Source organism: Paenibacillus amylolyticus, assembly GCF_050990605.1.
Classification (GTDB): Bacteria; Bacillota; Bacilli; order Paenibacillales; family Paenibacillaceae; genus Paenibacillus; species Paenibacillus amylolyticus_H.
The window spans coordinates 2,117,919-2,143,717 of sequence record NZ_CP158832.1 but is presented as its reverse complement, the minus strand read 5'-3'; the positions used below and the strand labels follow the sequence as shown (position 1 = coordinate 2,143,717).

Annotated in this window: 19 protein-coding genes; 3 read left to right on the top strand and 16 right to left on the bottom strand. The window is 46.4% G+C overall.

From position 1 onward, the window contains the following. Positions 1-37: 37 nt before the first annotated feature. From ABTV53_RS09870 to ABTV53_RS09830, 9 genes are all read right to left on the bottom strand, one after another. Complete coding sequence (locus tag ABTV53_RS09870) at positions 38-1,729, bottom strand: sugar ABC transporter (protein ID WP_433752631.1); 1,692 nt, start codon at positions 1,727-1,729, stop codon at positions 38-40. Positions 1,730-1,852: 123 nt separating this feature from the next. Then, entirely contained in the window at positions 1,853-3,481 is a 1,629-nt protein-coding gene (locus ABTV53_RS09865; protein WP_433752629.1) for a response regulator transcription factor, read from the bottom strand. Positions 3,482-3,553: 72 nt separating this feature from the next. Continuing rightward, complete coding sequence (locus ABTV53_RS09860; RefSeq protein WP_433752627.1) at positions 3,554-5,308, bottom strand: sensor histidine kinase; 1,755 nt, start codon at positions 5,306-5,308, stop codon at positions 3,554-3,556. 299 nt (positions 5,309-5,607) lie between these two features. Next, positions 5,608-6,306, bottom strand: coding sequence for a hypothetical protein (locus tag ABTV53_RS09855; protein ID WP_433752626.1), 699 nt, complete (start codon positions 6,304-6,306; stop codon positions 5,608-5,610). 181 nt (positions 6,307-6,487) lie between these two features. Beyond that, a complete protein-coding gene (locus ABTV53_RS09850; RefSeq protein ID WP_433752624.1) occupies positions 6,488-8,017 on the bottom strand; it encodes an ABC transporter substrate-binding protein in 1,530 nt (509 codons plus the stop codon). A 133-nt stretch (positions 8,018-8,150) separates the two neighbouring features. Then, positions 8,151-9,059, bottom strand: coding sequence for a carbohydrate ABC transporter permease (locus ABTV53_RS09845; RefSeq protein ID WP_433752622.1), 909 nt, complete (start codon positions 9,057-9,059; stop codon positions 8,151-8,153). Between the two features lie 17 nt (positions 9,060-9,076). Next, on the bottom strand, positions 9,077-10,063 hold the full coding sequence (locus ABTV53_RS09840) for an ABC transporter permease (RefSeq protein ID WP_433752620.1): 987 nt from the start codon (positions 10,061-10,063) through the stop codon (positions 9,077-9,079). 176 nt (positions 10,064-10,239) lie between these two features. Further along, positions 10,240-11,853 carry a response regulator transcription factor gene (locus ABTV53_RS09835; RefSeq protein ID WP_433752619.1) on the bottom strand — a complete coding sequence of 538 codons (1,614 nt, stop codon included), beginning with the start codon at positions 11,851-11,853 and terminating at the stop codon, positions 10,240-10,242. Then, positions 11,828-13,627, bottom strand: a complete 1,800-nt coding sequence (locus ABTV53_RS09830) for a sensor histidine kinase (RefSeq protein WP_433752617.1) — start codon at positions 13,625-13,627, stop codon at positions 11,828-11,830. The genes ABTV53_RS09835 and ABTV53_RS09830 overlap by 26 nt, the downstream gene beginning before the upstream one ends. Positions 13,628-14,150: 523 nt before the next feature. Here ABTV53_RS09830 and ABTV53_RS09825 point away from each other — a divergent pair. After that, positions 14,151-15,602: a hypothetical protein gene (locus ABTV53_RS09825; RefSeq protein WP_433752616.1), complete on the top strand. Its 1,452-nt coding sequence runs from the start codon at positions 14,151-14,153 to the stop codon at positions 15,600-15,602. A 17-nt stretch (positions 15,603-15,619) separates the two neighbouring features. Here the strand turns inward: ABTV53_RS09825 and ABTV53_RS09820 are convergent, their stop codons facing one another. The 5 genes from ABTV53_RS09820 to ABTV53_RS09800 all read right to left on the bottom strand — a co-directional run bounded on the left by ABTV53_RS09820 (position 15,620) and on the right by ABTV53_RS09800 (position 20,567). Beyond that, positions 15,620-16,201 (bottom strand): DUF4269 domain-containing protein, encoded by a 582-nt coding sequence (locus ABTV53_RS09820; protein ID WP_433752615.1) that lies wholly within the window; start codon positions 16,199-16,201, stop codon positions 15,620-15,622. A gap of 20 nt (positions 16,202-16,221) precedes the next feature. Then, positions 16,222-16,428 carry a YwbE family protein gene (locus tag ABTV53_RS09815; RefSeq protein WP_433752613.1) on the bottom strand — a complete coding sequence of 69 codons (207 nt, stop codon included), beginning with the start codon at positions 16,426-16,428 and terminating at the stop codon, positions 16,222-16,224. 211 nt (positions 16,429-16,639) lie between these two features. After that, a complete protein-coding gene (locus ABTV53_RS09810) occupies positions 16,640-17,428 on the bottom strand; it encodes a polysaccharide deacetylase family protein (protein WP_433752612.1) in 789 nt (262 codons plus the stop codon). 66 nt (positions 17,429-17,494) lie between these two features. Continuing rightward, positions 17,495-18,433: an aldo/keto reductase gene (locus tag ABTV53_RS09805; RefSeq protein WP_433752610.1), complete on the bottom strand. Its 939-nt coding sequence runs from the start codon at positions 18,431-18,433 to the stop codon at positions 17,495-17,497. A gap of 109 nt (positions 18,434-18,542) precedes the next feature. Then, positions 18,543-20,567 (bottom strand): Na+/H+ antiporter, encoded by a 2,025-nt coding sequence (locus tag ABTV53_RS09800; protein ID WP_433752609.1) that lies wholly within the window; start codon positions 20,565-20,567, stop codon positions 18,543-18,545. 214 nt (positions 20,568-20,781) lie between these two features. Here ABTV53_RS09800 and ABTV53_RS09795 point away from each other — a divergent pair, with 214 nt between their 5' ends. Continuing rightward, positions 20,782-21,081, top strand: coding sequence for a hypothetical protein (locus tag ABTV53_RS09795; RefSeq protein ID WP_433752608.1), 300 nt, complete (start codon positions 20,782-20,784; stop codon positions 21,079-21,081). A gap of 97 nt (positions 21,082-21,178) precedes the next feature. Here ABTV53_RS09795 and ABTV53_RS09790 read toward each other — a convergent pair whose 3' ends face one another. Beyond that, the gene (locus tag ABTV53_RS09790; protein WP_036609579.1) at positions 21,179-21,661 is read right to left on the bottom strand and encodes a MarR family winged helix-turn-helix transcriptional regulator; all 483 of its coding nucleotides are present in this window, start codon (positions 21,659-21,661) and stop codon (positions 21,179-21,181) included. Positions 21,662-21,930: 269 nt separating this feature from the next. On the opposite strand from ABTV53_RS09790, the gene ABTV53_RS09785 reads away from it, so the two are divergent. After that, positions 21,931-23,046, top strand: a complete 1,116-nt coding sequence (locus tag ABTV53_RS09785; protein WP_433752606.1) for an FAD-dependent monooxygenase — start codon at positions 21,931-21,933, stop codon at positions 23,044-23,046. Between the two features lie 106 nt (positions 23,047-23,152). On the opposite strand, the gene ABTV53_RS09780 is transcribed toward ABTV53_RS09785, so the two are convergent. Further along, positions 23,153-25,729, bottom strand: a complete 2,577-nt coding sequence (locus ABTV53_RS09780) for a beta-mannosidase (RefSeq protein ID WP_433752604.1) — start codon at positions 25,727-25,729, stop codon at positions 23,153-23,155. Positions 25,730-25,799: the final 70 nt, after the last annotated feature.

Below are 25,799 nucleotides of genomic sequence, written 5' to 3'. Positions count from 1 at the left end.
AGCGCACAGACGAGTATCATCTGTGCGCCGTTTAAAACTATTTTTTCACACTGTCATACCATTCGTTAACCTCTTGCGTGATCTGGTCACCGCCACCCGATTTCCATGTTTGTACAAAGGTATCAAACGCATCAGCCGGATTTTTGCCATAGATAATTTCGTTAAATGCTTGATTCTCGATTTTGTTCAGATAGTCCAGCTTCGATTTCATCGTCTGTGTTGTTGGACCTGTGAACATGTTTTTGAAGGAAATTTCTTCTTGGCTCAGCAATACTTTCGCAGCAGCAGGGGTTTCCTTACCATAGTTCACGGCAACATCTTTTTCGAGCTTGGTTTCAGGCTCTTTGCCGTCCGCTAAGTTCAGAAGTGCTTTCATCTGGGCATCTGGAATACGAGCACCGTCACGAACAAGCAAATAACGTACAACGTTCACGTATCCGCCTTCGATCTCGTCAATCGGCATTTGTTTTCCATCTGCATCCAATTGGTAGTCATAACCTGCAAACAAACCGTTATCATAAGGGCTGCCTGGTGCCGGGTCTGCATAATTATCAAACAGGTAGTTCTGGTACGTAAAGAATGCTTCTGGGTGTGCCATATCTTTTTTGATCAATGTAACACCGTTAACGAACTGTGTTCCGTGACGCATCGCTTTTCCTTCAGGACCGGTAGGAATTTCAATTGGTTTCCATACCGCACTCGGTACATTTTTCACTGTATCGAGAAGTGGCCACCCACTCATCCAGTAAGGTCCTGGAATAATGCCGGCAGTTCCTGCAACTGCTGGCTCTGCTGTTTTGTTCTCATCCCATAGAGCTGCTTCCTGTGGAATATACCCTTTTTTAAGCCACTCGCTCAATTTGGTCAGACCTTGCTTCATACCCGGATTAATGGAGCCATACTCCAGCTTGCCATCCGAAGCCAGATTCCATTGTTGGGGTAAGGTGCCATATGCACCAAAGATCCAGGATACATCTCCCATCCATGTGTTCATGGATGTTTTGAAACCAACGCTGAGCGGAGTGACTTTATCAGGAGCCAAGCCGTCAGGGTTATTATTCTTAAATGCTTCCATCACTGCTTCCAGTTCGTCGATGGTTTTTGGTGCTTTCAGATTCAGCTTGTCAAGCCAATCCTGGCGAATCCAGAGTAAGTAATCATTGTTGTATGCGTAGTCCAGAACAGGGATACCCATTCTTTTGCCATCACGACTATATTGGTTCCAAACGTTAGGATCTTGCTCCATCGCTTTTTTCCATGTGTCTGAAGCATATTTGTCGAACAGTGGACCGACTTCTTCGTACATGCCAGAGTCGATCAAGTCTTGAGCAACGAGATTGTCCGCACTACCAATCGTCACGATATCTGGCATTTCCTGTCCAGAGGACATAGCCAGACGAAGCTTAGTTGCAAACGCACTGTTTGTGTCTGTTACTGACCAGAGCGCACTGACATTAATCCCGAATTTTTCCTTGGCCCACTTGGTTGCCACGTTATTTTCCATGGATTCGCCATTTTTAAACTTCAGCTCAGGATCGATTCCCCATGCTGTTGTAATGGTTACTTCCGGATCATACTTTTCTTTGTATTCGTTTTGGGTTCCAGATGTACTTGGTGTTGCACTATCTCCGCCCCCACTGCCTCCTGAACATCCTGCAAGAACGACAGTTAGACTCAGCGTTGTAGCGAGAAGCGTCAAGAATCTCTTTTTTGTTGATTGCGCTCTCATGTTGTTCCCCCTTAAATCGTTTTGGTTACCCTTTCATTATAGGCTGACCAGGCCTTTGAGCCTATGATACGAAATCAAGATTTCTGCACCTTTGCCAACCTATATTCTGGAATGTTGTTGTAATTATGCCTGATCCCGAAATTCATTGGGTGTCATACCATAATGCTTTTTGAACATTTTGCTGAAATATTGCGGATTTTGATAGCCAAGTTCACTCGTAATCTCGTATATTTTTTTGTTGCTATTCTTAAGCAGATACAGAGCACGCTCCATGCGCATACGAATCATGTAGTCCCCAAGACCTTCCCCTGTCTCTGCCTTGTAAATTTTCGATAGATATACGGGGTGTAAATATACCTTGTCCGCAATCATCTTCACTGACAGATCCTGTCCTGCATCTCTTGTCACCAGTTCCTGAACCTGCTTGATCACATGTCTGCGGCTCTGCACACCCTCCTGATCCGACAATTCCTCCTGCAGTTTGGACAGCATCTCTGTTGCCCAGCGCCGCAGCTTCTCGGGGGATTGGATCAACTGATGAGCAAGGAGCAGATCGAATCCCGCATGATCAATTTCATGTACCAGATGCCCCTGTTTATGGGCAATATACATGAATGCATTGGTTACCGACAGATACATCTCGTACACATGTTCTCGGGACAATCGCACCTGTTCTGCAGCATCAAAGACCGTGTTCAGCTTACGCGCCGCCGCTTCCCATTGCTTGGTCTCAAGCAATTGCGGAAGTACAGGCGGTTTATACAGCTCTTCAAGCGCTTGCGTCGCATCATTCTCCGGACGTTTACTGAGTGCCTGATCCATGTCCATGTATATAATCTTGTGTTCTTCCGGCCCGGAAAGGACAAGGGAACCCAGACTTTTGCGATAAGCTGCTGTCAATTCATTAAAGGGAAATGAAGGTGTAACCACCATGGATAGATCTCCCTGCAAATATCGAATGACATGCTCACGGAAAGTTTCAGCCGATTGGCTCAAAGTCTCCAAGTTCATATGTGGGGATTCGCTCTGTTCTTGATTCTGCAAAAACATCACCAGACACTCATGGGGTCCGCGACCAAACCATACGTTAAATTGCTCTCCAAGCACTTCCTCTGCAATATTACCTACCGCAAAATCCATCAAATCCAGAGACTGCTGATCCATTGATGAGAAACGTCCTGTCAAGCGAATGAGCATCATTACAACGGATTGTTCCGGATCAATATGAATCTCATATTGTTGCAGTTGTTCCCGAAGTGCCCGCGCCGTGATCTCACGACCCAGCAGCAGATCATGCATGAGATTTTCCCGTAAAATTTTATAGTCAGACTTCCGACTGTATAAGAGCCGGTGATATTTGTCGAATTCATCCCACTCATCGCGAAGAGATGTGATGGCTGCCGACACAGAACTCATGAATTCATCATCGTTTACAGGTTTCAGGATATAATCCGCTGCCTGCAATTGAATGGCTTTTTTTGCGTAATCAAAGTCACTGTGACCAGTCAGCAAAATACAGCGGATATGAGACCAGCGTTTGCTTACCTCTGCAATGAGATCGAGTCCCGACATGCCAGGCATGCGAATATCGGTTACCACGATATCTACTGCATTTTCCTCCATAATCTCCAGCGCTTCTTTACCCGAAGCGGCACGAAGCACAGTCGTTACTCCAAGCTCTCCCCAGGGGATCGTAAGTTCCAGACTTTCTGTTACATACGTTTCATCATCTACTAGCAGTATATCTATCAAGCCAGTCACTCCCTATCTCGTTCATTCTGCAATTCATTCAATAATTCATCATGCTCCAGACATTTCAGAGGCTCATCCTTCGTTCTCCAAAAGCAATTCCCGTTCAGCAGGCCACGACAGTGTAACCCGTAATCCACCAAGTTCCGATTCCGTTATATCAAGCCCTGCCTGCTCCCCATATCGAAGCTGGAGTCTCTGATTCACATTCCACAAGCCACAGCCCATCTCCTGATCCATTGTTCCCCTGAGCTTATTCAGAAGCGCCTCACGTGCCTCATGTGTCATGCCTTGCCCATCATCTTCAACCACAAGAACCATGACACCGCCCTGTTTTTCCCCGGATACTCTTATTTCTCCGGCTTCCGCATCCGCTTCGATACCGTGAATCACCGCATTCTCCACTAGTGGTTGCACGATGAGCGGCGGCACCTCCTGTCTTAACATCTCATCCGACAGATCAATCTTGTAATGAATCCGGTCCATACGCATCCGTTGGATCTCCAGATAACAGCTGACAAATTCAATCTCTTCTGTCAACGGTACTACGTCTCGCTCCTGTCTTGTCGTATACCGGTAATATCGCGATAGATTATGCGACATCGCTACAACAGCGTCCATACGCTTCAGCTTCGCCATACTCGTAATGAAGGAGAAACAATTATAGAAAAAGTGCGGGTTAATCTGAGATTGCAGCTGCTTCAACCGAGCTTCACGCACATGAATCTGTTCCAGATAAACGTGTTCAAATAACTGCTGAATCTGCTCCACCATCAAGTTGAACCGTTCGGACAGAAAACTGAATTCATTGCGGCCCTTCGGCTTAATCCTCACTGAATAATCTTCCTGCTTCAACCGCTGGAACCCGCGAATGAGTTGTTTCACTGGTACCTGCACCTGAACATAGAACAAGTACGCCACACCAAAACTCATTAACAACAAACAAATCATGGATGAATAGAACAGCATATTCGATTGATGAATGGGCTTCAGAATATCTGACAGGGGCATATAGTCTACCAAATACCAGCCGGTTGTACTGGATTTCACGGTATTGACCATGTAGGGCTCGTTCCCGATCACTACTGTACGATTATCAACGTCCTGAAGTTTATGGGCGGACAGTTCTTCCATCAACTGATTCGTTAATGAACGATCTGAAGTCCGATTATAGATAACACCCGACTCTTCTCGGAAATAGAAGGGATCATGCCTGCCATCGTCTTTGAATTTGTCGAGCATATCCCGAATGTTGTCACTATCAAACTCCAGTTTAATAATCGTTTCCGCATGATTAGCCGGGTCTTTAATGCCGTACGGAGATACCGTAATCCAGCTAAACATGAACCGATCATCTTCCCCATCCTGAATTTTGCGTACATCCCAGCCGGAACTGATATTCTCTCTTAGGGCTTGTTTATCGTAAGAACGTGCATCCCTTTCGGAAACCACCCTGCCCAACGAAGGGGAATACAGATATAATTTCGTGGCCCAATTGGATGAGCTTTCCTGAATACTCAGCTTATTCTGAATACGTTTGACCAAGTTGATCGCATCCAGGTCAAAGTAGTTACTGTCCGCGTAGATTCGCCGGAAGCTGGCAATATCAGGATCATGTATGAGCAGATTTGGCCATGAGGATAACAGTTCGATGTGTGTGTTCACTTGATTTTGGAAAAATTCAAGCTGGTTACTATTCGACCGATTCAACTCATCTCTGAGAACTGCTGTTGTTTTGTGATTGGAGTACCAGTACAGAAGCACTACAGGAATCAGCATAATCAGAATAAGAATGACCATTTTGGAAAACAGGTTTGTCCGATATGACATCTTTTCATCTCACCTTGTCTAAATTTGTCGTGACATTAATTGTAATGATGTAAACGCTAAAGACAAACTATTTTTTTGAGACAAACCGATTCATTATCTAGCGTAAGCGTTACCAATTCAAGGGGAAAGGAGATAAAACCAATATTTCTGCACTAAATGCAACTTCCACGCACAAAAAGAGCCAGCGATTAGCCAGCTCTCTATCTAATTTCATTATATATCTTTAATTGTTCTATTCAACTCAAACCTTATTTCACTTCTGTTTATGTAATTATTCTTTTTTTCTATGAAAATATCAACTATGGAATATCGTAATCAAACACCGTATTCGCTCCATCCACGCCTACATCCAGCACAATATCCTTAAGTTTCCCATTGACGTACAGAGGGGATTCCGCTTTCCCGTAAAACTCCAACTTACCTGTGAACGTTCCATGGCGTTCAATCTCAACATGTACGGGCCTTAATTGGACTGACTGCAAGGCTTCCAATAGTGGATCGTCCTTGAACTTATAACTGCGTGCGAGATCAGGCAATAACACGGCGGATACGGAATCTCTGCCGTAATTTTTGAGTGTCAGGTCACAGGTTGCTCGGGTCTCACCCGTTTTCAGTACGTTAAAGGTACAAGAGCTTGCATTCTGTACATAGGATACCGCGTCTATGCCTGTAGCTCCCCACTTGGCTATATACATGAATTTATCCGTCATGTACGAATAACTAAGAACGATAGCGATAACTACGATCCATAACCCTTTTGCAAGACCGGGGAACGATTTCCCGATTTCTTTGCGTGTAAGGTAGAAGCCGCAGGCGAAGATCCCCAATCCAAGGAAAAGTGTGATATGCACACCACTTAAATACGATGTAGTATACGGTGATATACCTATGGCTGACAGTATAGTATCTCCAACAGAAAAACCAAGATGATGGTTAAATGTAAAGATGATAGCAAAAAGCAATAAAGCCCCAGAGAACACAAGTCTGGTTCTCGACACACGAACACCCCCAATCAACCACCTGATTATATCATATTTTTCCTAATTATGATTAACAATCCAAATCAAAAAAATAACAATAAAAAGAACGTCTTCGGTTGTTCACCGAAAACGTCCTCCATATTTGCCACCGACAAGAGCTTGTAGGAACACAAGTCTCTCCATCATAGCTTATAATCATTTACTTCTGGGCAAGGAATGCATCAAGTTGTTCCTGTTTGGCTGCAATAATTTTATCAATTCCCGCTGCTTTCAATTTTTCCAGATATTTCGGAATCATCTCATTCGGATCAACGGCGCCCGATGTCATACCCGGCTTGAACTGTTTGTTCACGTTGTTGACCGCAGCAATTTCATTTTTGACAGATTGACTGTTGAATGTAAAGCCCAGTGCTGGAGACTTCACACCTTTGGCGTTAAACTCTTTGAACTTTTCCCACTTCTGGGGATCTTCATTATCCCATAGGAAGTTCAGGAACTGGTTACCAAGCTGCCATTGGGCACCTGGGTTGTACGTACGACTGTTGGCATCAACGCCTTCAGGGAGAGTAATGATATTATCCTGTCCATCTTTTTTCACATAATGAGTACCTTCAATTCCGAAGTTCAATAAGTTGTTAATTTCCTTGTCGGAATGCAGCAGGTTAATGACCTGCATCGCTTTCTCCGGTTGCTCGGAAGATCGCGAGATTGCGAGCATCGCTCCAGATGCATCACCCGTCGTGATTGTGGGCTGTGTCATCTCAATCTGAGTCAGTGGGAAACCCACATACCCTTCTTCTTCCTTATCCTTGCCTGGCTTCATGCCATCTGTCCAGAGAAACGCTTTTCCTGCCTTCGCCTGATCTTTCGGGAACACATTGGATGTAGCAGCATCACTATTGATATATCCTGCTTGATACCACTTGCGAGCGAGTTCAGCCGCTTCTTTGAATTCAGGCGTCTCCACTTCATTCAGAACCGTTGTTCCACCTGCTGTTTTGGAGATCACTCCAGGTACGGAAGCATCACCAAGATAATCCCAATCCAGATTCTCCAACAGTCCATTACCATTGGTGTTTGACATATAGAACGGTGTAATGCCTGGCTCATTTTCCTTGATTGTTTTGAGCAGTGGTTCCAGATCAGCCCATGTCTTTACAGCTGTCAGATCCAGCTTATACTTGTCAGCCAGATCTTTGCGTACCAACACACCACGTGTGGCAGCGAGTTCCTTATTCGTAGGAACGCCGTAATTCACACCGTCAACCTGGGAACCTTCCAGAAAGGCAGGGTCCAGGTTTTTCTTGATATCCTGACCATGTGCATCAAGCAGATCATTCAATGGCAAGAATGCACCTTTAGCTACATTCACCGTGTAGTTCTGCCAAGCTGCTGTGAAGATAATGTCTGATTTTTCACCTGAGGAGATCATGAGATTCAGCTTGTTATCCCACTGACCCCAGTCAATCGCATTAATCTTGAGCGTGGCTCCGATCTTCGGTTCCATCTTTTTGTTAATCTCGGCTTCCACCAGAGCGACATCCTTCTGTGGTGTCCCCGGGTAGAACAGTGTCACTTCATAGGGTTTTCCCCCACCTTCACTTGCTCCTCCGCCTTCTGCGCCAGGTGTTGTTGTTCCACCCTTGTCTGATGAGCAAGCTGCCAGCACCAGGCTCAGCGTCATAACCGTTGCCATCATGCGTGACCATACCTTTAATGATCTAACCAATTGAACCCCTCCTGTCATGTGTTGAACCATACAACCGATTTCCCCAATTCACAATTAAACCTAATAACTACCTCTGTATATGCCCTTTCAGTCCATCTTCATTTACCTTGCCACTCCGCTAACCGGTTCAGAGTTATCCCTTCACAGCGCCAACCGTAAGACCTTTAATGAAATAACGCTGGAAGAACGGATATGCCAGTACAATTGGACCAATACCGACTACAGCCATCGCCATTTGCAGCGTTTTGTTAGGCAGATTCAGCAATCCACCCTGCGACGAAATCTGTGAAGAGACGTTGGAGTTGGTTGTTAAATATTGAATATCGAGCAGCGTCCGGTACATAAGGTACTGAAGGCTGATCGTCCGGTTATCTGATATAAAAATCATGCTAAGGTACCAGTCATTCCAGTAGTTCAGTGTACTGAACAACGCGACGGTTGCCATTACGGGAAGAGAGAGCGGAAGCACGATACGTGCAAACGTTCTCAATTCTCCCGCACCATCAATCCGAGCCGATTCCAGAATGGACACCGGAATGGAGTTCGCGAAGAATGTACGCATAACCAGTACAAAGAATGGGGATAGCAGTAGCGGCAAAATGAGTGCCAGTATGGAGTTTTTCAGATCCAATACGTTGACATAGACCAGATACCAAGGTACCAGACCTCCATTGAACAGCATTGTGAAGAAGATGAAAAAGGCGAACCAGCCCCGATAAGGCAGATCTCTCCGAGAGAGCGGATACGCGTACAGTGCAGTCAATGCTACACTTGTAATGGTACCTACAACGGTAACGATAAAGGATATTCCGTATGAATGAAGGATCTGATCCATATCTCTGAACAGAAACTCATAAGCCGTCAGGCTGAACTTCTCTGGAATAAGCTTATATCCATTGGCAATTACGGTTGTCTCGTCCGAAAATGAGATGGCGAAGACAAGCAGGATCGGCACGATACAGGCAATGGCATAGAATAGAAACATCGCATGAATAACGGATGCGGAACGCTTCGATACGGCTAGTGGATCACGTGATTTCACAGCTGACTTGCCTCCTCTCAAAATAATGCATTATCTTTATCTATTCGCCTTACGATGGTATTGGATACAAGAACCAGCACGAATCCAACGATTGCTTGGTATAGACCGGCTGCTGATGACATCCCGATATCTCCACCGATAAGGAACGTACGATATACGTAGGTATCCAGTACATTCGTTACAGGGAACAGCGCTCCCGACTCCAATGGAACCTGATAGAACAGACTGAAATCTGCATAGAATATACGGCCAATTTGCAATAACGTCATAATGACGATTAATGGGACGAGAAACGGAATGGTAATGAAGCGTATCTGATGCCATTTGGTTGCTCCATCAAGCACAGCTGCTTCATAATATTCTTCATCGATACCCACGACAGCTGCCAGATAAATGACGGCATAATATCCAATATTCTTCCATGTGTTCACCAGTGGCAAAATATACGGCCAATACTTCGGCTCTGAATACCAATCGATCGGCTGACCGCCGAACATCTGCAGAATCGTTGAGTTCATAAAGCCTGAATCCTTGCCCAGGAAAGCCAGTACCAGATAACTGACAACAATCATAGACAGGAAATACGGCAATAGCATAAGTGATTGATATAACTTAGACATGGCCTTGTTCTTCACTTCATTGAGCAGAATAGCAAGCCCGACACCTACAAAGAGATTCAGTGCAATGAACACCGTGTTATACGCGAGTGTATTTCGGGTAATTTCCCATGCATCACTGGTTGAGAACAAATATTTAAAATTGTCCCATCCACTCCATGGGCTACCCCAAATACCATCAGCATAGTTTACATTTTTAAATGCGATCAGAACGCCGAACATCGGCATATAGTTGTTCACCAGCAGAAACAGGACGCCTGGCAAGAACATGAGATACAGCACCTTGAATTTGCCAAGATTGTGCCACACAGACTTGCGCTTTCGGACTGTTCCTCCCGGTATTTCCGATATCCGTACTCCCTTACCCGCCTGGGGTTGTGTCTTCATAACTTGTTCTCCCTCACTCCTCTTGAATTCTTCCTCAGGATGAAGCTCCGTTGCGGCTCCTGTGGTTCAAGTATACGGCGGGGGGAGTAAGACCTCTATCTGCTGTGGTGACCTGTTGACTTATCAAATTATGACATCCGAAAAAAAGCAAAAGACGCAGCATGCTGCGCCCTGGACTATACGGTACGTGACTGTTTTCGAAACTCCTGCGGCGTTATACCCGTGCACTTTTTGAACATTTTGGTGAAATGCGAGTAATTGTAATACCCCACCTTGCCAGCGATATCCGTCACTTTGACGGTGGACTGGGACAGCAATGTCTTCGCTTTGGCTACTCTGCCCTGCAGGATAAACTCAGATAGGGACATCCCCTTCTCTTTCCGAAACAGACGGGATAGATAAGCCGGATTGAATCCGGCAAAAGCTGCAAGTTCCTCTCGCATAAGTTCTTCACCAATATGAGTTTCAATATAAACGCACAACTGATCCACAATGGTCATGGGGCTATGATCGTCCGGGTACAACACCGGGATAACACGATCTATCAGATCAGATGTCCACTGCTTCAACTGCGGCAACGACCTTGTCACCACACTCTCTTCCGGCTCCCGTTCACCCGGATACAGACTGCGTATGGACACGTTTTTCTGATGCAGCAGCGGATAGACCACATGCAGCATGGCATGATAGTAGAGATGCAGCATTTCAGGAGACAATCCCTCCTGGGCAGCAAGCAACTCAAAAATCTCATCCACACGTTCTCGCAAATCCCCTACTTTACCTGTCTCAAAAAGAATGGATAATTCCGAAAACCATGGAATAGGCAAAAAGCGATCTTCCTGATCTCTTCCCCGCTCATCATAGACAAAAACTTCCTCAAGCTCCTTAATATTGCGCCGTTCCATATCCATCAGTTCATTTAACATGCCTTGCAGCTCAGTTACAGCAACCGGGGCACCAACATAACAGGACAACCGACAGTAGAAATACGTACCGCATTCCTGAATATACCCCTGACAATGTTGTGCCACTTCGCTCGCACTTGGAATGACGCCATCTTGCTCGTAAGCAAGCACAATATTTAATCCACTTTGATCCTGAAACACCTCACCCGGCTTGTCGCCAAGCAGCATCTCCCTGGCTGCATTACGAAGGGCATATTCCAATACCTCTTCGTCACGCAAATCAAAATCACGCAACCATTCCTCTACCGAGATCACAATGGGTAATACACGAGCCTCCGGATCAATCTCGGCACCATACAATTCTGCGAGCTCTTGCAGCCGTTGTTTGGTTAATGTGATACGCTGAGAGATGGCATCTTTCCAGAAGCGTTCTGTCAGTAGCGGTTTATGGGTTTTCCAGCGTTTGTATACGGTCTCATAAACTTCGTTGGTACGGGTACGCTGCTCTCCATCCTTAATCTTCTCCACCGCCTGGGTGACTACCTTAATCAATTGATCGGCTGGAGCCGGCTTCAACACATAATCAAAGCTGTTTAGTTTGATGGCTGTCTGAGCATAATCGAATAAAGCATGCCCTGTCAGGAAAACGGTCAGTATGCCTGGATCATGTTTCAACACCCAGCTCTGCAGGTCAAGCCCTGTTTCACCAGGCATCTCGATATCACAGATCATGATATCAATGGCATTTGACTTTAAGATCTTTCTTGCCTCTTCGGCATCACAAGCACTGAATACCTGGTCGACGCCTGCTGCTTGCCAGTTAACTCCTTCCACCATCGCTTGTAATGCATACACTTCATCATCCACGATCAACAGGTTCCGCATGGGCTCCCCCTTCTTCCTCTTCGGTCTGAGCGGGTAAATCAATGGTGACTTTGGCGCCATGATCCGCCTCATTTCCAAACTGCAAACTGGCTTGATCACCATACTTCACTAAAAGCCGATGAGCCACATTCCATATACCGATATGCTGTCCACTCGGGTCTTCAGCGTATTGTCCATGTTGCAGACGCTCTAACAATTCTTCATCAAATCCAACACCATTATCGACAATCATCAGTTGAAGCACCGTCCCATCGACCTGACCGGATGACTTCTCACCGAGGCTCGCCACGATCCGAATGACAAAGGCTTGCGTCCGGCGCTGAAATCCATGGATAATGGCATTCTCGACAAAGGGCTGAATGGTTAATGGAGGAATCACATAATGTCCCAGATTCGGTTCAACATCCAGCTCAAAATCGAATCTGCTTGGAAACCTCAGCTTTTGAATTTCCAAGTAATGACGAATGTGCTCCAGCTCTTCATCCAGACGAATAACACGTTTGCCTGCACGCAGACTGAATCGAAAATAATCGGCCAGATGACCAGCCATCTGCTGCACCAACTCATGCTTTTGCAAGGAAGCCAGACTATGAATAATATTGAGTGAATTCAGGTAAAAGTGAGGATTGATCTGCATCTGCAATTGCTTGAACTCTGCCTCCCGCGTCCGCAGCTGTTCCTCATACACATCAATCTTCAGATGTCTGATCTCACTGGTCATTTGATTGAAACTGCGAGTCATGAATTCAAGCTCCGAAGAAGCTGGCGGGTCCAGCTTCACATCGAGATCTCCACGGCTCACCCTTCTCATGCCTCGGATTAACGCATTCATCGGGCGGAATAACAGATGCCTTAAAAAGATCAGTGCAGTAACCAGAATGACTGCCGCACCAATGGGAAGCAGACGAATGATCTGCTGGAAAAACGGGAGGTTACGCATCATGTCTTCCTCAGGCAGCAGCACGATATAATTCATCTCGGACATGGTCGAGGCAATACCCAACATCAAATATTGACGCGCTTCTCCCTTGTTCACAACATCAGAGATAACCTGATACGGATTTTCCAGGCCCGGAAGATGCGCTGCAGCCAGCTGAATCTGTGCAGTATTCAATGTGGAATCCGATAATGCCCCACCGTCGGTTCCAACAATGACCGCGCCTCCCCGATCTCCGGATTCAGTGAATTGTTGGGTATGATTCAGTGCATTCATATCGACAAGTGCACCTGCATAAAACTGCTGGTTGATTCGCACTGTTTTCACCAGCGCATTCCACATCCCGCCACGCACGATGCTCCATTCCGGCTTCTGGATATCCCCTTCCAATTGCTGCATCTGGACAGGCATACTCTCCTGCACAACCGACTTTTTGACATCATAATTGCCTGAAGTGGCGAGCAGCAGATCATCATTCACGGCATCATATAAAAAAAAAGAATCGATTAGATTATAAAAACCGATATCTGTCATGAATTTGTTCATAATCCGTTGCTTGGCAATGATATAATCACCGCTGCCGTATTTCAGAAAAAACAGAGAGATAATATCCGGGTCCCGCTCTCCTAGACTATATAAATACCGATTCGTCTCCTGTAGTACTCGTTCATTCTGCTCTACACTCTTGGCGAGATGATTCATATTGGTGAGGGATACTTTTTCACGTACAACTTTCATGGCGTAGACGTTGTTGTAATAAAGCAGCATGAATAATGGCAGCATGATCAATGTAAGACCCACTATAAATTTAAAACGAAGTGAACGGATCAAGCTCATGGATTATGGATTCCCGCCCTTTTAGAGGTAGTTCAAAAAGTCCGCTTTTGATTACGAATTATGCCTAGCGGCATCATCAGCTTCGAATATGAAATTCAGCCGAAATGTCTGTTGCTCACGTAGTTTCCCTACGCTCCGCTACTCCATTTCTAACTTCATTCCATCTTCTCGGTACTGAAAACCAGACTTTTTGAACACACACTTTAGTTCAACATATTTTTTCTATTTTCTTCCTTATGATGGCATGTTTATTGTAATCACCCCTGCTTGCCATTGTCTATGGGGTCCCGTGACCTTCACATATCAATTCTGGTGACTTTCATCCACTCCAATTTCAAGAGTAACACGCTTCATGTTGTAATAAATTCTCCAGTTGTAAAAAAAATCCTTCATTATTACTCTGAAGCTTCTCCCTAAAAATAAATGCTGCGGCAAGCCCCAAACTCCACGAACGCCCGATCTTGACATGCATACGATATATCACTCCACGGGTTAGTCACCAGGATGTAGGGAGGCCTGTTCGATGAATATTCAACTCACTGCGTTACATTATGTCTATCTGGCATATATCGTCTTAATCATCGCCGTAATGATCCGGCGCAGGGACACCACGATCATCTGTGTCGCGGGTATTATGACCATTGGGCTTCTGGCAACCGAAACCTTAAGCGGGTCCGTTGCCGGGATCTTCAGCAGTTTCATCTATGCAACGAAAGAATTACTAAGTACGATCTTCATCATCTCGATTATTGTGGCAATGAGCCGTGTTCTGATCAGAACCGGCATTAATGAGGTCATGGTAACACCCGTCACCCGGTTTATCCGTTCTCCTCAGGTCGCGTATTGGGGTATCGGATTGATCATGATGGTCGTATCACTGTTTTTCTGGCCATCCCCGGCCGTAGCACTTGTCGGTGCAGTACTGCTTCCTGTAGCCGTGCGAGTAGGTCTTCCTCCGATTGGAGCTGCTATTGCCATGAACCTGTTCGGACATGGGATTGCACTGTCGGGAGATTACATTATTCAGGGGGCTCCTAAACTTACAGCTGATGCAGCGGGTATACCGGTTACTTCCGTCATGACGGCCAGTATCCCTTTAGTCATTGTCATGGGAACCGTATCTACCCTTACAGCCTTCTGGATGCTGCGCAAAGAGATGAGATCAGGCTCACCTGTTCATTCCCCAGATGCCATATCAGGTATCGTGAGTACGGAACCTTCTTCCTCATCTGAGACTGTATCCACCACTACCACCACCCTACCTGCTAATCAGCCTGTTCAACGTAAAGTGATGTCACCCCGTCTGCAACAGGCTTTCGCACTTCTTATTCCTCTGTTATTCGCAGTTGATGTGATTCTGATGTTTGTATTGAAGTTGCAAGGCGGCGACGCAACAGCTCTGATTGGCGGGACTGCTGTGGTCATACTGATCGCTATCACCCTTGCCGCACACCGACATGCCGGACCAGAGGAAACGACCAATTATTTGATAGAAGGATTTCAGTTTGGATTCAAGGTGTTTGGACCGGTTATTCCCATAGCCGCATTTTTTTATCTGGGAGATGCGGCGATTACGGAGTTGTTCATCAACCCTCTTCCTGAAGGTTCACACGGGATTGTGAATGATCTCGGGGTCGCACTTGCCGGACTGGTGCCATTGAATGATACGGTGGGCGCAATTACAATGACGGTGACCGGAGCAGTTACCGGAATGGATGGTTCGGGGTTCTCGGGGATATCCCTGGTTGGCTCGATTGCGTCCATGTTTGCAGGTTCGGCAGATTCCGCACCTGTACTGACAGCACTCGGTCAGGTTGCAGCCATATGGGTAGGTGGCGGAACCTTGATTCCATGGGCATTGATTCCTGCTGCTGCAATCTGCGGAGTCAGTCCTTTTGAACTGGCAAGACGCAACCTGAAGCCTGTATTGCTGGGACTCACGGTAACGACAATTGTAGCCATCTTTCTGATCTGACCAAAGGTCTAAACATTCTAAAAAGACGTGCGTGAACGCGCCCAGTTCCAGAGATCTTCACGTTTCATCTCGGCCAGATGCAGCATGTCCACATATGGATCTCCCTGTAATCCAAGTACATTAGCAAAAGCAGGCTCCGTCTTCCACCCTGCCTGTTTCAGTCTGCGGATCTCACGATGTCCCGCGTCTCCCCACAGTTGTAACAATCTCCACTCCACAATCATATGTAGGTATGCATTCTGCCTGTTAACTGGCACGGATTGGGCAAAAATTTCCACAGGCCAATGTCCCACTTGCAAATTACAAGTCACATAAGGACGTTGGTCTGGAAGATCCCCTCCACGTACACATTGAAACTCAGCAACGGCTCCGATTCGATTGTATATCTCGGATTCAAAGGCATCCAGATCCTTTGCATAACACAGCAGATCCAGATCACTGCCCGGAATATCAATATCAATCGGTACCGTTCCCGCTGGATATGGGTGATAGCCAGCTAATAGTTCGAGCAATCCACTGCTCTGTAACACATGATACGCGTCCTGCTGACGTGTATTACCCGAAGCCAGATGTGCCATTACTTCTGCGGTAGTACTCATCTCCCCGCCTTGGGCCACAGTTAGTTTGAGCCTCCTGTAATGACCAGTTTCACACGTCCCACTTGGCCATTCGTCAGTCTTACTTTGATTCCATGTGGATGTGTCGGTGACTTGGTTAACAGATCCTTCACAATGCCACGTGTCAGCTTACCTGTAGCTTGATCCTGCTTCAGCACAATGTCCACTTCCAGACCTGGCTTAATATTTACACGTTGTTGTCCATTCATTATGTTCACTCTCCTCTATGTTGTGATTCATACCATGTATACTATATAACCCTTAAACGCAAAGCTCCATCTATTGTAGACGTTTTGGTTTCAAAACAAAAGGGATGGGGCAATAACTTCCTACGCCTGGTTCCATGGTTGATATGAAGACCGAGATAAAGAAACCGCAGGTCTCTCTGAGACCTACGGTTTCTAATTGGATTGGCCATGTTCAGGGCTGCACATGCTTCAACATAGACGAAGGCGAAGTTCCATCCTTCGTAGCTTCGCGTGCCTTCACAGCAAGCAGCTCAGACACCGTCACGAATCGATATCCCTGCTGCTGTAACTTGGGCAGGATTGTTTTTAGTGCAGCTACCGTATGGGAGTTGCCTTCCACCTTATCGTGGAAGAGTACAATATCCCCATTGCGTGCGTTATTCAGAACTTTTTTCACGATAGCCGATGCACCTGGAGAAGCCCAGTCCCGTGTATCCTGATGCCAGGACCAGAGTACAATCGTATACCCTTTTTGTTTGGCAACCTGGATGACCATGTCATTGTAATAGCCGCCCGGTGGCCTGAACAACAGCGGGCGCTCCGCACCTGCTTCTATGATGGAACTTTCTGCTTCGTTCATATCCTTCATGTACTTGTCCGCACTAGTTGATCGAACTGCATACGTGTGCGCATACGTATGATTGGCGATTTCATGCCCTTCGAGCTGTTCCTGCTTAATCAGTTCAGGAAATTTATCTGCCCATTTGCCAAGTACAAAAAAAGTTCCTTTAGCATGATACTGCTGTAACAAAGCCAGAATCTGCGGAGTCTGAATCGGATCTGGTCCATCATCAAAGGTAAGGGCGATGAGTTTATCCTGTGTGGGAACTTCCCACACGATCTCTCCACGTTCCTCATAATACTGACGGTTCTTCTGTACAGGCTTCGCATAGGCAGAACTGCTACCCAGCAAAATAATGAGCGTGAACATTCCGATGACTCGGGCTGCCTTCAGGTTCATGTGGTGTCCTCACTTTGTCTTCATACGTAAACTCCCTGTTAGCATTTCCCGATTCACACGAACTCATTAACGAAAGATCTGATCCACGACTGCAATTTCTTCAGCAGTTAATTCCACATTCAATGTTTGCAGATTGTTAATGACCTGCTCCGGTCGCTTGGCACCCGGAATCAATGCATCAATAGAAGGCTGAGTCAGGTACCAGGCCAAGACGAGATGAGCAACCTCAACATCCTTGGATTGTGCTATGCTGCGCAGTTGCTCAACTTTATCGAGATTTTCAATGAAAGCTTCACCTGTGAACAGCGGGTTCTTCGCCCGTCCATCCTGAAAGGTTGTGTTGCGATTATATTTACCGCCCAGCAGTCCCGCAGCCAGTGGGAAGTAGGGCACAAAAGAAATCTCATGCTCAGCCGTATACGGCAACAGCTCTTTCTCCGCATCTCTTTTGAACAGATTATATTCAGATTGCAGTACGTCTACATGCCCGTCCTTGTTGGCTTCACGCAACTGATCAATGGAGAAATTAGATACGCCAACAGCACGAATTTTGCCAGCGTCTTTTAATTGTTTTAACGTATCTACTGCTTCATCCTTAGGCGTATGTTCATCCGGGAAGTGAATGTAGAACAGATCAATGTAATCGGTTTGCAGACGTTTCAACGCCTCGTCCACAGATGTTTTCAGAAAAGCAGGTGAGTTATCTATAAAAATCTTGCCATCCACAAATGTATGAGCTGCCTTGGTTGCAATGATGGTATTCTGCCGCTGACCGGTTTCCTTCAATACTTCACCGATTAGTCGTTCGGAATGCTCCGGTCCATAGATGTATGCCGTATCCACAAAGTTAATGCCTTGTTTCAAAGCTGTACGAACTACTTCCTTACCCGTCTCATCATTCAGCATGTCCGGATAGATATTATGTCCGCCTACTGCATTCGCACCCAGTCCAATGGGATTCACGATCAGATCCGTCTTGCCCAACCGAATTTGCTGTTCTGCCATGTCTCATCTCTCCTTCACTGATCGAATACGTACAATTTAGTTGCGACCTCTTTCTTGTCCCATATTATATCAAACCGTTTAGCATATTTAAAATATCGGATTTATAGGATTAGGTATTTTTCAGTGCAGTCGCTTCAACGTCGTTAATAAACCGGCGCAGTTTCGCAGCCACATCACGTGTGATTTGGCCGTTTTCATACAGTTGCTGAACCGTATTGCGCTGTTCCTGAATGGCCACCATCTGCAACTCCAATTTCTCCTGATTAAACGGATCTTCCGTTTTCCCTTGGTTCCAGGTGCGTAATTTGGCAATAACTCGCTCATACTTAGCGATGACTGACAGTGCTACGACTCGATTCCCATCATTCATATGGGCACGAATGGCCTTAATTGCCGCTTCAGAGGTGCGCAGCTTCACCTGACGGAACAGTTCTGCATTTTCAAGCATGAATGGTTGACTTGGCTTCTGGGACCGGTTGGTGAACAGATTCCCTAACAGACGCCCGATCTCGTTGATTGAGGTCATAATCTGAGTGTTTGCACGATTGGACAACATCATTTCCTTGCGATCCAGCCAACTGTCACATTTGAAGGCGGCATCGGAAGCAATTGCATTTTCATCCAGCATCGCTTCGATTTCTTTGCGTTCCGCACGGGTGGCAATCAAGTTAATAGCCGTTTCTTGTTGCTGAATATCTTTGCGTTTACCGGCGGTAAACTGACCTGCAGCCTGCCTGATATATTTGGACAGGTCGGAGACGACAGCAAGTGCCGCAGCTTTATTCTCATCGTTCATTTCGGATTTGACAGCTCGGATTGCCGCATTCAGCATAATGTCATGTGCTTTTCGTTCTGACTTCTGAGGTGTTTCTTCTGTTGATTTACCGTCATCCTTGGCCAGAACTGGAAGAAAGACGCTCGCAGCAATCAGGGAGAAGAGGATAACCCCTGCCGCCAAGAAAATAATCAGATCCCGTTCAGGGAATGGTGACCCATCCTGAAGCACGTAAGGAATGGAGAAGGCACCAGCCAATGTCACAGCCCCCCGCACCCCAGATAGGGAAATAATCGTGATATCCTTGAATCTGGGCCTGCCAATAGAGGATTTGGTACGCAGCAATTCATTCCCTTGCCAGAACAGATAGATCCAGAGAAAGCGCAGAACCAGCAATAACACCGAGATTAGGCCCACATAGCCCAACACCTGCAGATTATTAAACGATACATTTTCAAAAATGGTACTCAACACATCCGGGACCTGTACACCCAGAATGACAAACACCAGACCATTTAGTATAAATAAAATGACTGACCATGTGCTCGCAGATACCACCTGCATTTTCAACTGAACCGATTCAGCGCGGTCACGCTCAATGGCGTGGATGATACCACCTGCCACTACCGCAAGAATACCGGATACCCCAATTTCTTCACTCACCAGATAGATGATAAATGGCGTCAGGATTTGCAGCAGCATGTGAATTGTCACATCTTCCATGCCCAGTCTACGGATCCATACCCCTAGCCTGATTAATAGAAAAGATAACAATGCCCCGACGAGAAGTCCGCCAATTGCAATCAGAATAAAACTGAAGGTTGCCTGAGCCAGGGAAAACACACCTGTAACCGTGGCTGCAATGGCAAATTTGAAGGCGACCAAGCCGGATGCATCATTCATTAATGCTTCACCCTCAAGAAGCCTATGTATGCCTTTTGGCAAATGTACTCGCCCTGCCATGGCGCCAACTGCAACAGCGTCTGTCGGGGACAGTATGGCTGCAAGAGCAAAAGCAGCAGGTAACGGAATCGAAGGAATCAGCCAGTGAATGGCATATCCCGCCACAACCACCGTCACGAACACAAGTCCCAGCGCAAGCAGAAGTATAGGTGCACGCAGATTCCATAATTCATTCCTTGGCGTTCGCTTACCATCGTTGTATAACAAAGGTGCGATGAACAGCACAAAGAACAATTCCGGATTCAACGGCAGGTGTACACCTGCGGGAAGCAAAGCTATAGCTACACCAAGCACAATTTGAATGAGCGGAACGGGAATAAAAGGTACAAACCGGTTCAGGATGTTCGATAAACCAATCAGTACCAGTAACACAAGTACAGCTATAAATATTTCCATGATGACAATCCCTTTCCGCTATAGAAGTGGTGAAACCTTTGTTGCATAGGTTTATTTTAACATAATGCAGACTTTGTTATAAAAATGTTGTCATATTCATATACCCATTTAACTGCTCTCAGACTAGTCTAATTTGAAGAATTCTAATGGATTCTGTATATAAGATGTTACAATATGTTCAGGACAATACCCGTTTGGAAAGGAACTTGCATCTATGGCATTTGGAATTAAACGACAGGAGCTTGCTGCGTGGAAGGAACAAGTGGCTCGCGGTGAAATTGCGTACCTCACTCATTTCTGGATTGACAACCGATTCCCTGGCATCACCAGTGTCACCAAAGTTGGCTGTGCAGATCTGGAACGCCTCGAGCGTTGGTGTCATGATCATGGGCTGGACCCGCGATACATTCATCAGCGGCAGCCATTTCCCCACTTTGACCTGATGGGCCGCAAACAAAAGGAAGTTTTGATTCAGGAAGGCTTGATGGAGCATGTAGTTCGCTTTCATTTGTAAACCAACTCAAAAACGCCAGTCTTCAAGGCTCATCCCCCCGCAATTAGGGACGAACTCATGAGGACTGACGTCTTCAAGGAATCAAGTCATATATGGACTACCGATGGATCTGCTCAAACGACTTCATGTTCTCCAGCAGTTTCAGTTCAATTTTCTTCAGCATGCCAAACATCTGCTGTTGTTCCTCTTCGGAAAGTGCTTGCAACAATTCCCACGTCATTCGGCCACGATTCGCATTAAGTGTCTTCGCAAGCTGTGCCCCTTCATCCGTTAAGGATAGCCACACAATTCTCCGATCTTCTTCACTGCGCACCCGCTGAATCAACCCTTCTGTCTCCAGTTGATTCAGTACAATGGTGGTTGCGCCGGAAGACAAACTGAGTTGTCTGGCCACATCAACCGCCATGCAGCGTTTTTCACGTAAAATCATGCCTAATATATGACTTTTTGTCGGATTCAGTTTACAGTTGGTTTCGGTCTTCTGCTGCTGATCCAATACTTTGTTTTTATATCTGAAGAAGGCCTCCAACAATTGATCTACATTTGCCAATTGAGAGTTTCGCTCCGTATCCGGGCTCATAAACGTTCCTCCTGCCTTTCATCATAACCTACCTTATATTGTAACATATTTACACTATGATGTTTGTGAAAAATACGCTTGTATTGGCACTTTATACTCTGCCGAAAGACTTGTGTTTTATTTTGAGTTTCACCTATTGCATTATGGCAACGGGTTTGTTTATAATAACCTATATCTTTAAAGTTACTTTTAGTTACTTAATGATTTTAATAAATCTGTTGTTATAAAGTGAATAAGAGTCACCATTATATTGCAAGGGACTTATGCACATGAATCAGAATTTACAATCTCCATTAAAAACGGATGTTTGCATCGTCGGCGCTGGGCCAGGTGGTGCTTTGCTTTCGTATTTACTGAATCAAAAAGGAATATCCACGATGCTTATAGAGCGGCAACCTCACCTGCACAAATCGTTTCGCGGGGAGTTGCTTAATGTCGACGGTGAAGCGATTCTAAATAAACATGGTTTATATTCACTCATCCTGGAACGGGGAGCACTGCCATTGGAACAGATACAGTATTGGGAGAACGGGCACATTATTCATACCGTTTCGCCGGGTAATGGAGAATCTCATGTGGGTATTCACGTTCCCCAAGATCATCTACTGGAAGCCATCGTGTCGCACGCTCAGCAGCATCGTTCATATGAACAAGTACTATTCAATACGATTATGACCGGTTTTCTGCGAGACAAAAACGGCCAGATCGTTGGTATTAACATTCGGCAGAACGGCGTGCCTGCCTCCATCGAAGCTTCTGTTATTGTCGGTGCTGATGGCAGATATTCTGCTGTACGCAAACATTCCGGTTTGACCCCCGAGATTCGCAAGCACGGGTATGATCTGCTGTGGGCGCGCATTCCGGCACCTGCAGGTTGGGAACCGGCTGTTCGTATGGCCAGCATGGATGGTCAACAGCTTGCCCTGTTCTCACAGTTCGGCGGTTATGTTCAGATTGGATGGAACATCCCCGAAGGGGCATACTCCAAGCTGCGAGAGCAGCCGATTGCTCCTTTTGTAGATAAACTTGTATCTGCTTTTCCTTGCCTGTCTGATTCTGTAGCTGCCAACATTCAGAGCTGGAGCAATTTTGTTCTGTTATCTGTTGAAAGCAGCTATTGCCAGTCGTGGGCACAGGACAATGTTGTACTTATCGGTGATGCCGCTCATACCATGACCCCAACCGGTGCGTTTGGACTTAATGCCGCGCTCGAAGATGCGGATGTGCTCTCCGAATTACTTGTCCAATTGGCTGCAGATCAATTCAGTTCCACTGCACAACTTCAGGAACTTCAGACGATTCGCGGTGCAAAGGTACAACAGCAACTTGCACGACAAGTGGAGATGGAATCCTCTTTCCAACAGCGTTATGAATCCTTTCTTTAAAGCCAAATAATGCAGATGTTTGCCTGCTCCAAAAAGCAAAAAAGGTGGCATCCCTGATCAGGATGACCACCTTAACCTCGAATATGAGTCGAAGTCTATTATTATTTTATCCCTCACTGCCGTTCATGGCACTGACCCGAAGATCCGTCAGAGGCAAAGACGACTGCTCTGGATGACGAAGTCTTACCGTGCGGCTCTCACCGGGGAGCAGATCAAAATAATTGTCACTGAATCGGACACGCCCAAGAGGGAGCTCCAGCTTCACCAAGCGTGCAATCGCACCACTCGCTGTAACCGTTACAGACTGTTCCTCTTCATTCACATGTACGCTCAATTGTGATTCCGGCAATGCCAAATCCTTAGGATCACGCAGGAAGTACCGATTAATCGGCGCCGCAAACCCTTGGGATACCAGCTCAATCATAACTTCCTCCGCGCGTCTGCCCTGCAGCACCTCTGCTTCAGTTAATTCGGCAATACACAATGCAGCTTGAGATGTTACTTCAACAGCATGTATGCTGGAATAGATCTTCTCTCCATGCAGTTCATAGACATTGAACCGAAGCTCACCGTTCAGCACGTCCCGTGTATCGTTTACGACCCACAACGCAAGCGGCTCCTCCGGCTCATGCTCCAGAGACAACAGGACAGGATGGAAGAATATTTTCCCATAATAAAAAGATGCCTTCGGCAGCAGTTCATAATCAATCATGGACCAGCTTGTTCCTGGCCAGCTATCATTCAGTTGCCACACAAGCGCACCGCTGTTACGGTGATTAATACGTCGGAAATGTTCAATGCCATAGCGCAATCCTTCCGCTTGAGTCAGCATGGAATAGTTCATGTATTCTTCTATATTTTGCGGAATGCCTGTGTAACCCTCCATCAGCAGAATGCCTTTCTGATGATTGGTATCTTTGTTACGATAGGCCATCTCCGGACTGCCCCAGTAAAACTGCCCTGCGGGCATATTTTTCTCCAGCGTGTAACGATTGGCCGAAGCATGCATACCAAATTCACTGCTGAACAGCGCATGATCCTTTTTATAATTTTTGAACGTCACACCTTCAATACTGTAGTCCAGCAGCGGTGGCTCTCCATGCTTCCTCGGATAGACCGAGCCATGCCATACCTGCCAGTTGTGACGATCCCCGACATCGGGATCATTGGCATCCTGACCGTTACTTTCCCCAAACGGCGAAGAAGGCCAGTACGGACGGGACTGATCCAAGCGATCCAGCACCTCAGGGATCAGTTCATGATATATCTGTTCGCCGTAGAACGGACTGGTAATATCTCCACTTGCCGACTTCATATCATAGAGCCAGTCAATCTCGTTATTACCACACCAGAGGGCAAGCGAGGCACGGTTACGCAGGCGCAAGACATTGTTTTCAACCTCATGCCGTACATTATCCATGAAATCACGATTGAAATCCGGGAACAATGCGTTCGCGAATGCAAAATCCTGCCACACCAACACCCCTTGCCGATCACACTCATCGAAGAAGACATCCTTCTCATATATACCACCAGCCCAGACACGTAACATGTTCATATGCCCTTCCACCGACAGCTCAACAAGCTCACGATACCGGGAGTTTGGGATGGCACCAATCAGATGATCCGCCGGAATCCAGTTGGCACCCTTGGCATATACTTTGACTCCGTTCAGAATAAAAGTAAATGTATCTTCACCCCGCTCATTGTGAAGAGCCAGCTCAATCGTTCGTAACCCATAAGGCTCGCTATAACGATCCACCTCAACGCCATCTGCGTATAATGTAACCTCCAACGTATACAGATAAGGCTCACCCAGATCATGGGTCCACCATAACTGAGGTGACGGGACGTTCAACGTGGTATCTGCCTTAGCACCCTCTATGGGTAATTCAGTCACACCTGCCACCTCGTGTCCGCTGCGATCCAACAGACGAACATTACAGGTCGCAACCACAGCCTGCTCACGTTTCTGTCTGCTACGGTAAGACAAAACCGACTTCACATCCGCCGTGACATGTAAGACAGCCAGCTCTGTACTGACTGATTCCGTTCGAGCATACACACTTTCCAGCTTGGCGATTGTTCGTTTTTCCAGCCGTACAGCACCCCAGATGCCCACCGTAACCATACGTGGCCCCCAGTCCCAGCCAAAGTTCATCGCTGCTTTACGCAACCATGGCCGTTCCTTCGTATACGAGGACCAGTCGAAGGTTTCTTTGTCCCGGTGATGCAGGTGAAGCGGATCAAACTTGACAGCAATCGCATTCCAACCGCTCCGTACCAGTGACGTTACATCAAATGTATGTGACATCAGCATATTGGCCGTTTTCCCGACCTCATGGCCGTTGACATATACCGTTGCAAACGTATCCAATCCCTCAAACACCAATTCAAAGTGCTCCTCGGTCTCTGCATCTCTCACCAGATTGAAGGTTGTGCGGTACCACCATTCCTTTTGCTCGATCCAGCGACTTTTGGCATCGTTATGTCCGTAATAGGGCGGATCAATGATACTGCGCTCAATCAATGCAGCATGTACATCCCCCGGCACTTCAGCCCCGATCCAGAAACGGTCATCCAGCGCAGCAGCTGCCACATCCATTGCCCGCTTCTCTCCAACTTCAAAATGTTGTATCTTCCATTGTCCCGATAAATCCTGACTTGAACTATAGGTCTTCATCAGTATGCCCTCACTCTCCAATAACCCTGAGTAATACCATATCGAAAACGTTTGCAGAAAGGCAAGACAT

Excerpts from the sequence above, each read along its gene's own strand:
- ABTV53_RS09800 (WP_433752609.1), bottom strand. The coding sequence starts at position 20,567 with ATGGAAATATTTATAGCTGTACTTGTGTTACTGGTACTGATTGGTTTA.
- ABTV53_RS09825 (WP_433752616.1), top strand. The coding sequence starts at position 14,151 with ATGAATATTCAACTCACTGCGTTACATTATGTCTATCTGGCATATATC.
- ABTV53_RS09815 (WP_433752613.1), bottom strand. The coding sequence starts at position 16,428 with ATGAATGGACAACAACGTGTAAATATTAAGCCAGGTCTGGAAGTGGAC.
- ABTV53_RS09810 (WP_433752612.1), bottom strand. The coding sequence starts at position 17,428 with ATGAACCTGAAGGCAGCCCGAGTCATCGGAATGTTCACGCTCATTATT.
- ABTV53_RS09820 (WP_433752615.1), bottom strand. The coding sequence starts at position 16,201 with ATGAGTACTACCGCAGAAGTAATGGCACATCTGGCTTCGGGTAATACA.
- ABTV53_RS09795 (WP_433752608.1), top strand. The coding sequence starts at position 20,782 with ATGGCATTTGGAATTAAACGACAGGAGCTTGCTGCGTGGAAGGAACAA.
- ABTV53_RS09835 (WP_433752619.1), bottom strand. The coding sequence starts at position 11,853 with ATGCGGAACCTGTTGATCGTGGATGATGAAGTGTATGCATTACAAGCG.
- ABTV53_RS09780 (WP_433752604.1), bottom strand. The coding sequence starts at position 25,729 with ATGAAGACCTATAGTTCAAGTCAGGATTTATCGGGACAATGGAAGATA.
- ABTV53_RS09840 (WP_433752620.1), bottom strand. The coding sequence starts at position 10,063 with ATGAAGACACAACCCCAGGCGGGTAAGGGAGTACGGATATCGGAAATA.
- ABTV53_RS09830 (WP_433752617.1), bottom strand. The coding sequence starts at position 13,627 with ATGAGCTTGATCCGTTCACTTCGTTTTAAATTTATAGTGGGTCTTACA.
- ABTV53_RS09870 (WP_433752631.1), bottom strand. The coding sequence starts at position 1,729 with ATGAGAGCGCAATCAACAAAAAAGAGATTCTTGACGCTTCTCGCTACA.
- ABTV53_RS09785 (WP_433752606.1), top strand. The coding sequence starts at position 21,931 with ATGAATCAGAATTTACAATCTCCATTAAAAACGGATGTTTGCATCGTC.
- ABTV53_RS09805 (WP_433752610.1), bottom strand. The coding sequence starts at position 18,433 with ATGGCAGAACAGCAAATTCGGTTGGGCAAGACGGATCTGATCGTGAAT.
- ABTV53_RS09860 (WP_433752627.1), bottom strand. The coding sequence starts at position 5,308 with ATGTCATATCGGACAAACCTGTTTTCCAAAATGGTCATTCTTATTCTG.
- ABTV53_RS09790 (WP_036609579.1), bottom strand. The coding sequence starts at position 21,661 with ATGAGCCCGGATACGGAGCGAAACTCTCAATTGGCAAATGTAGATCAA.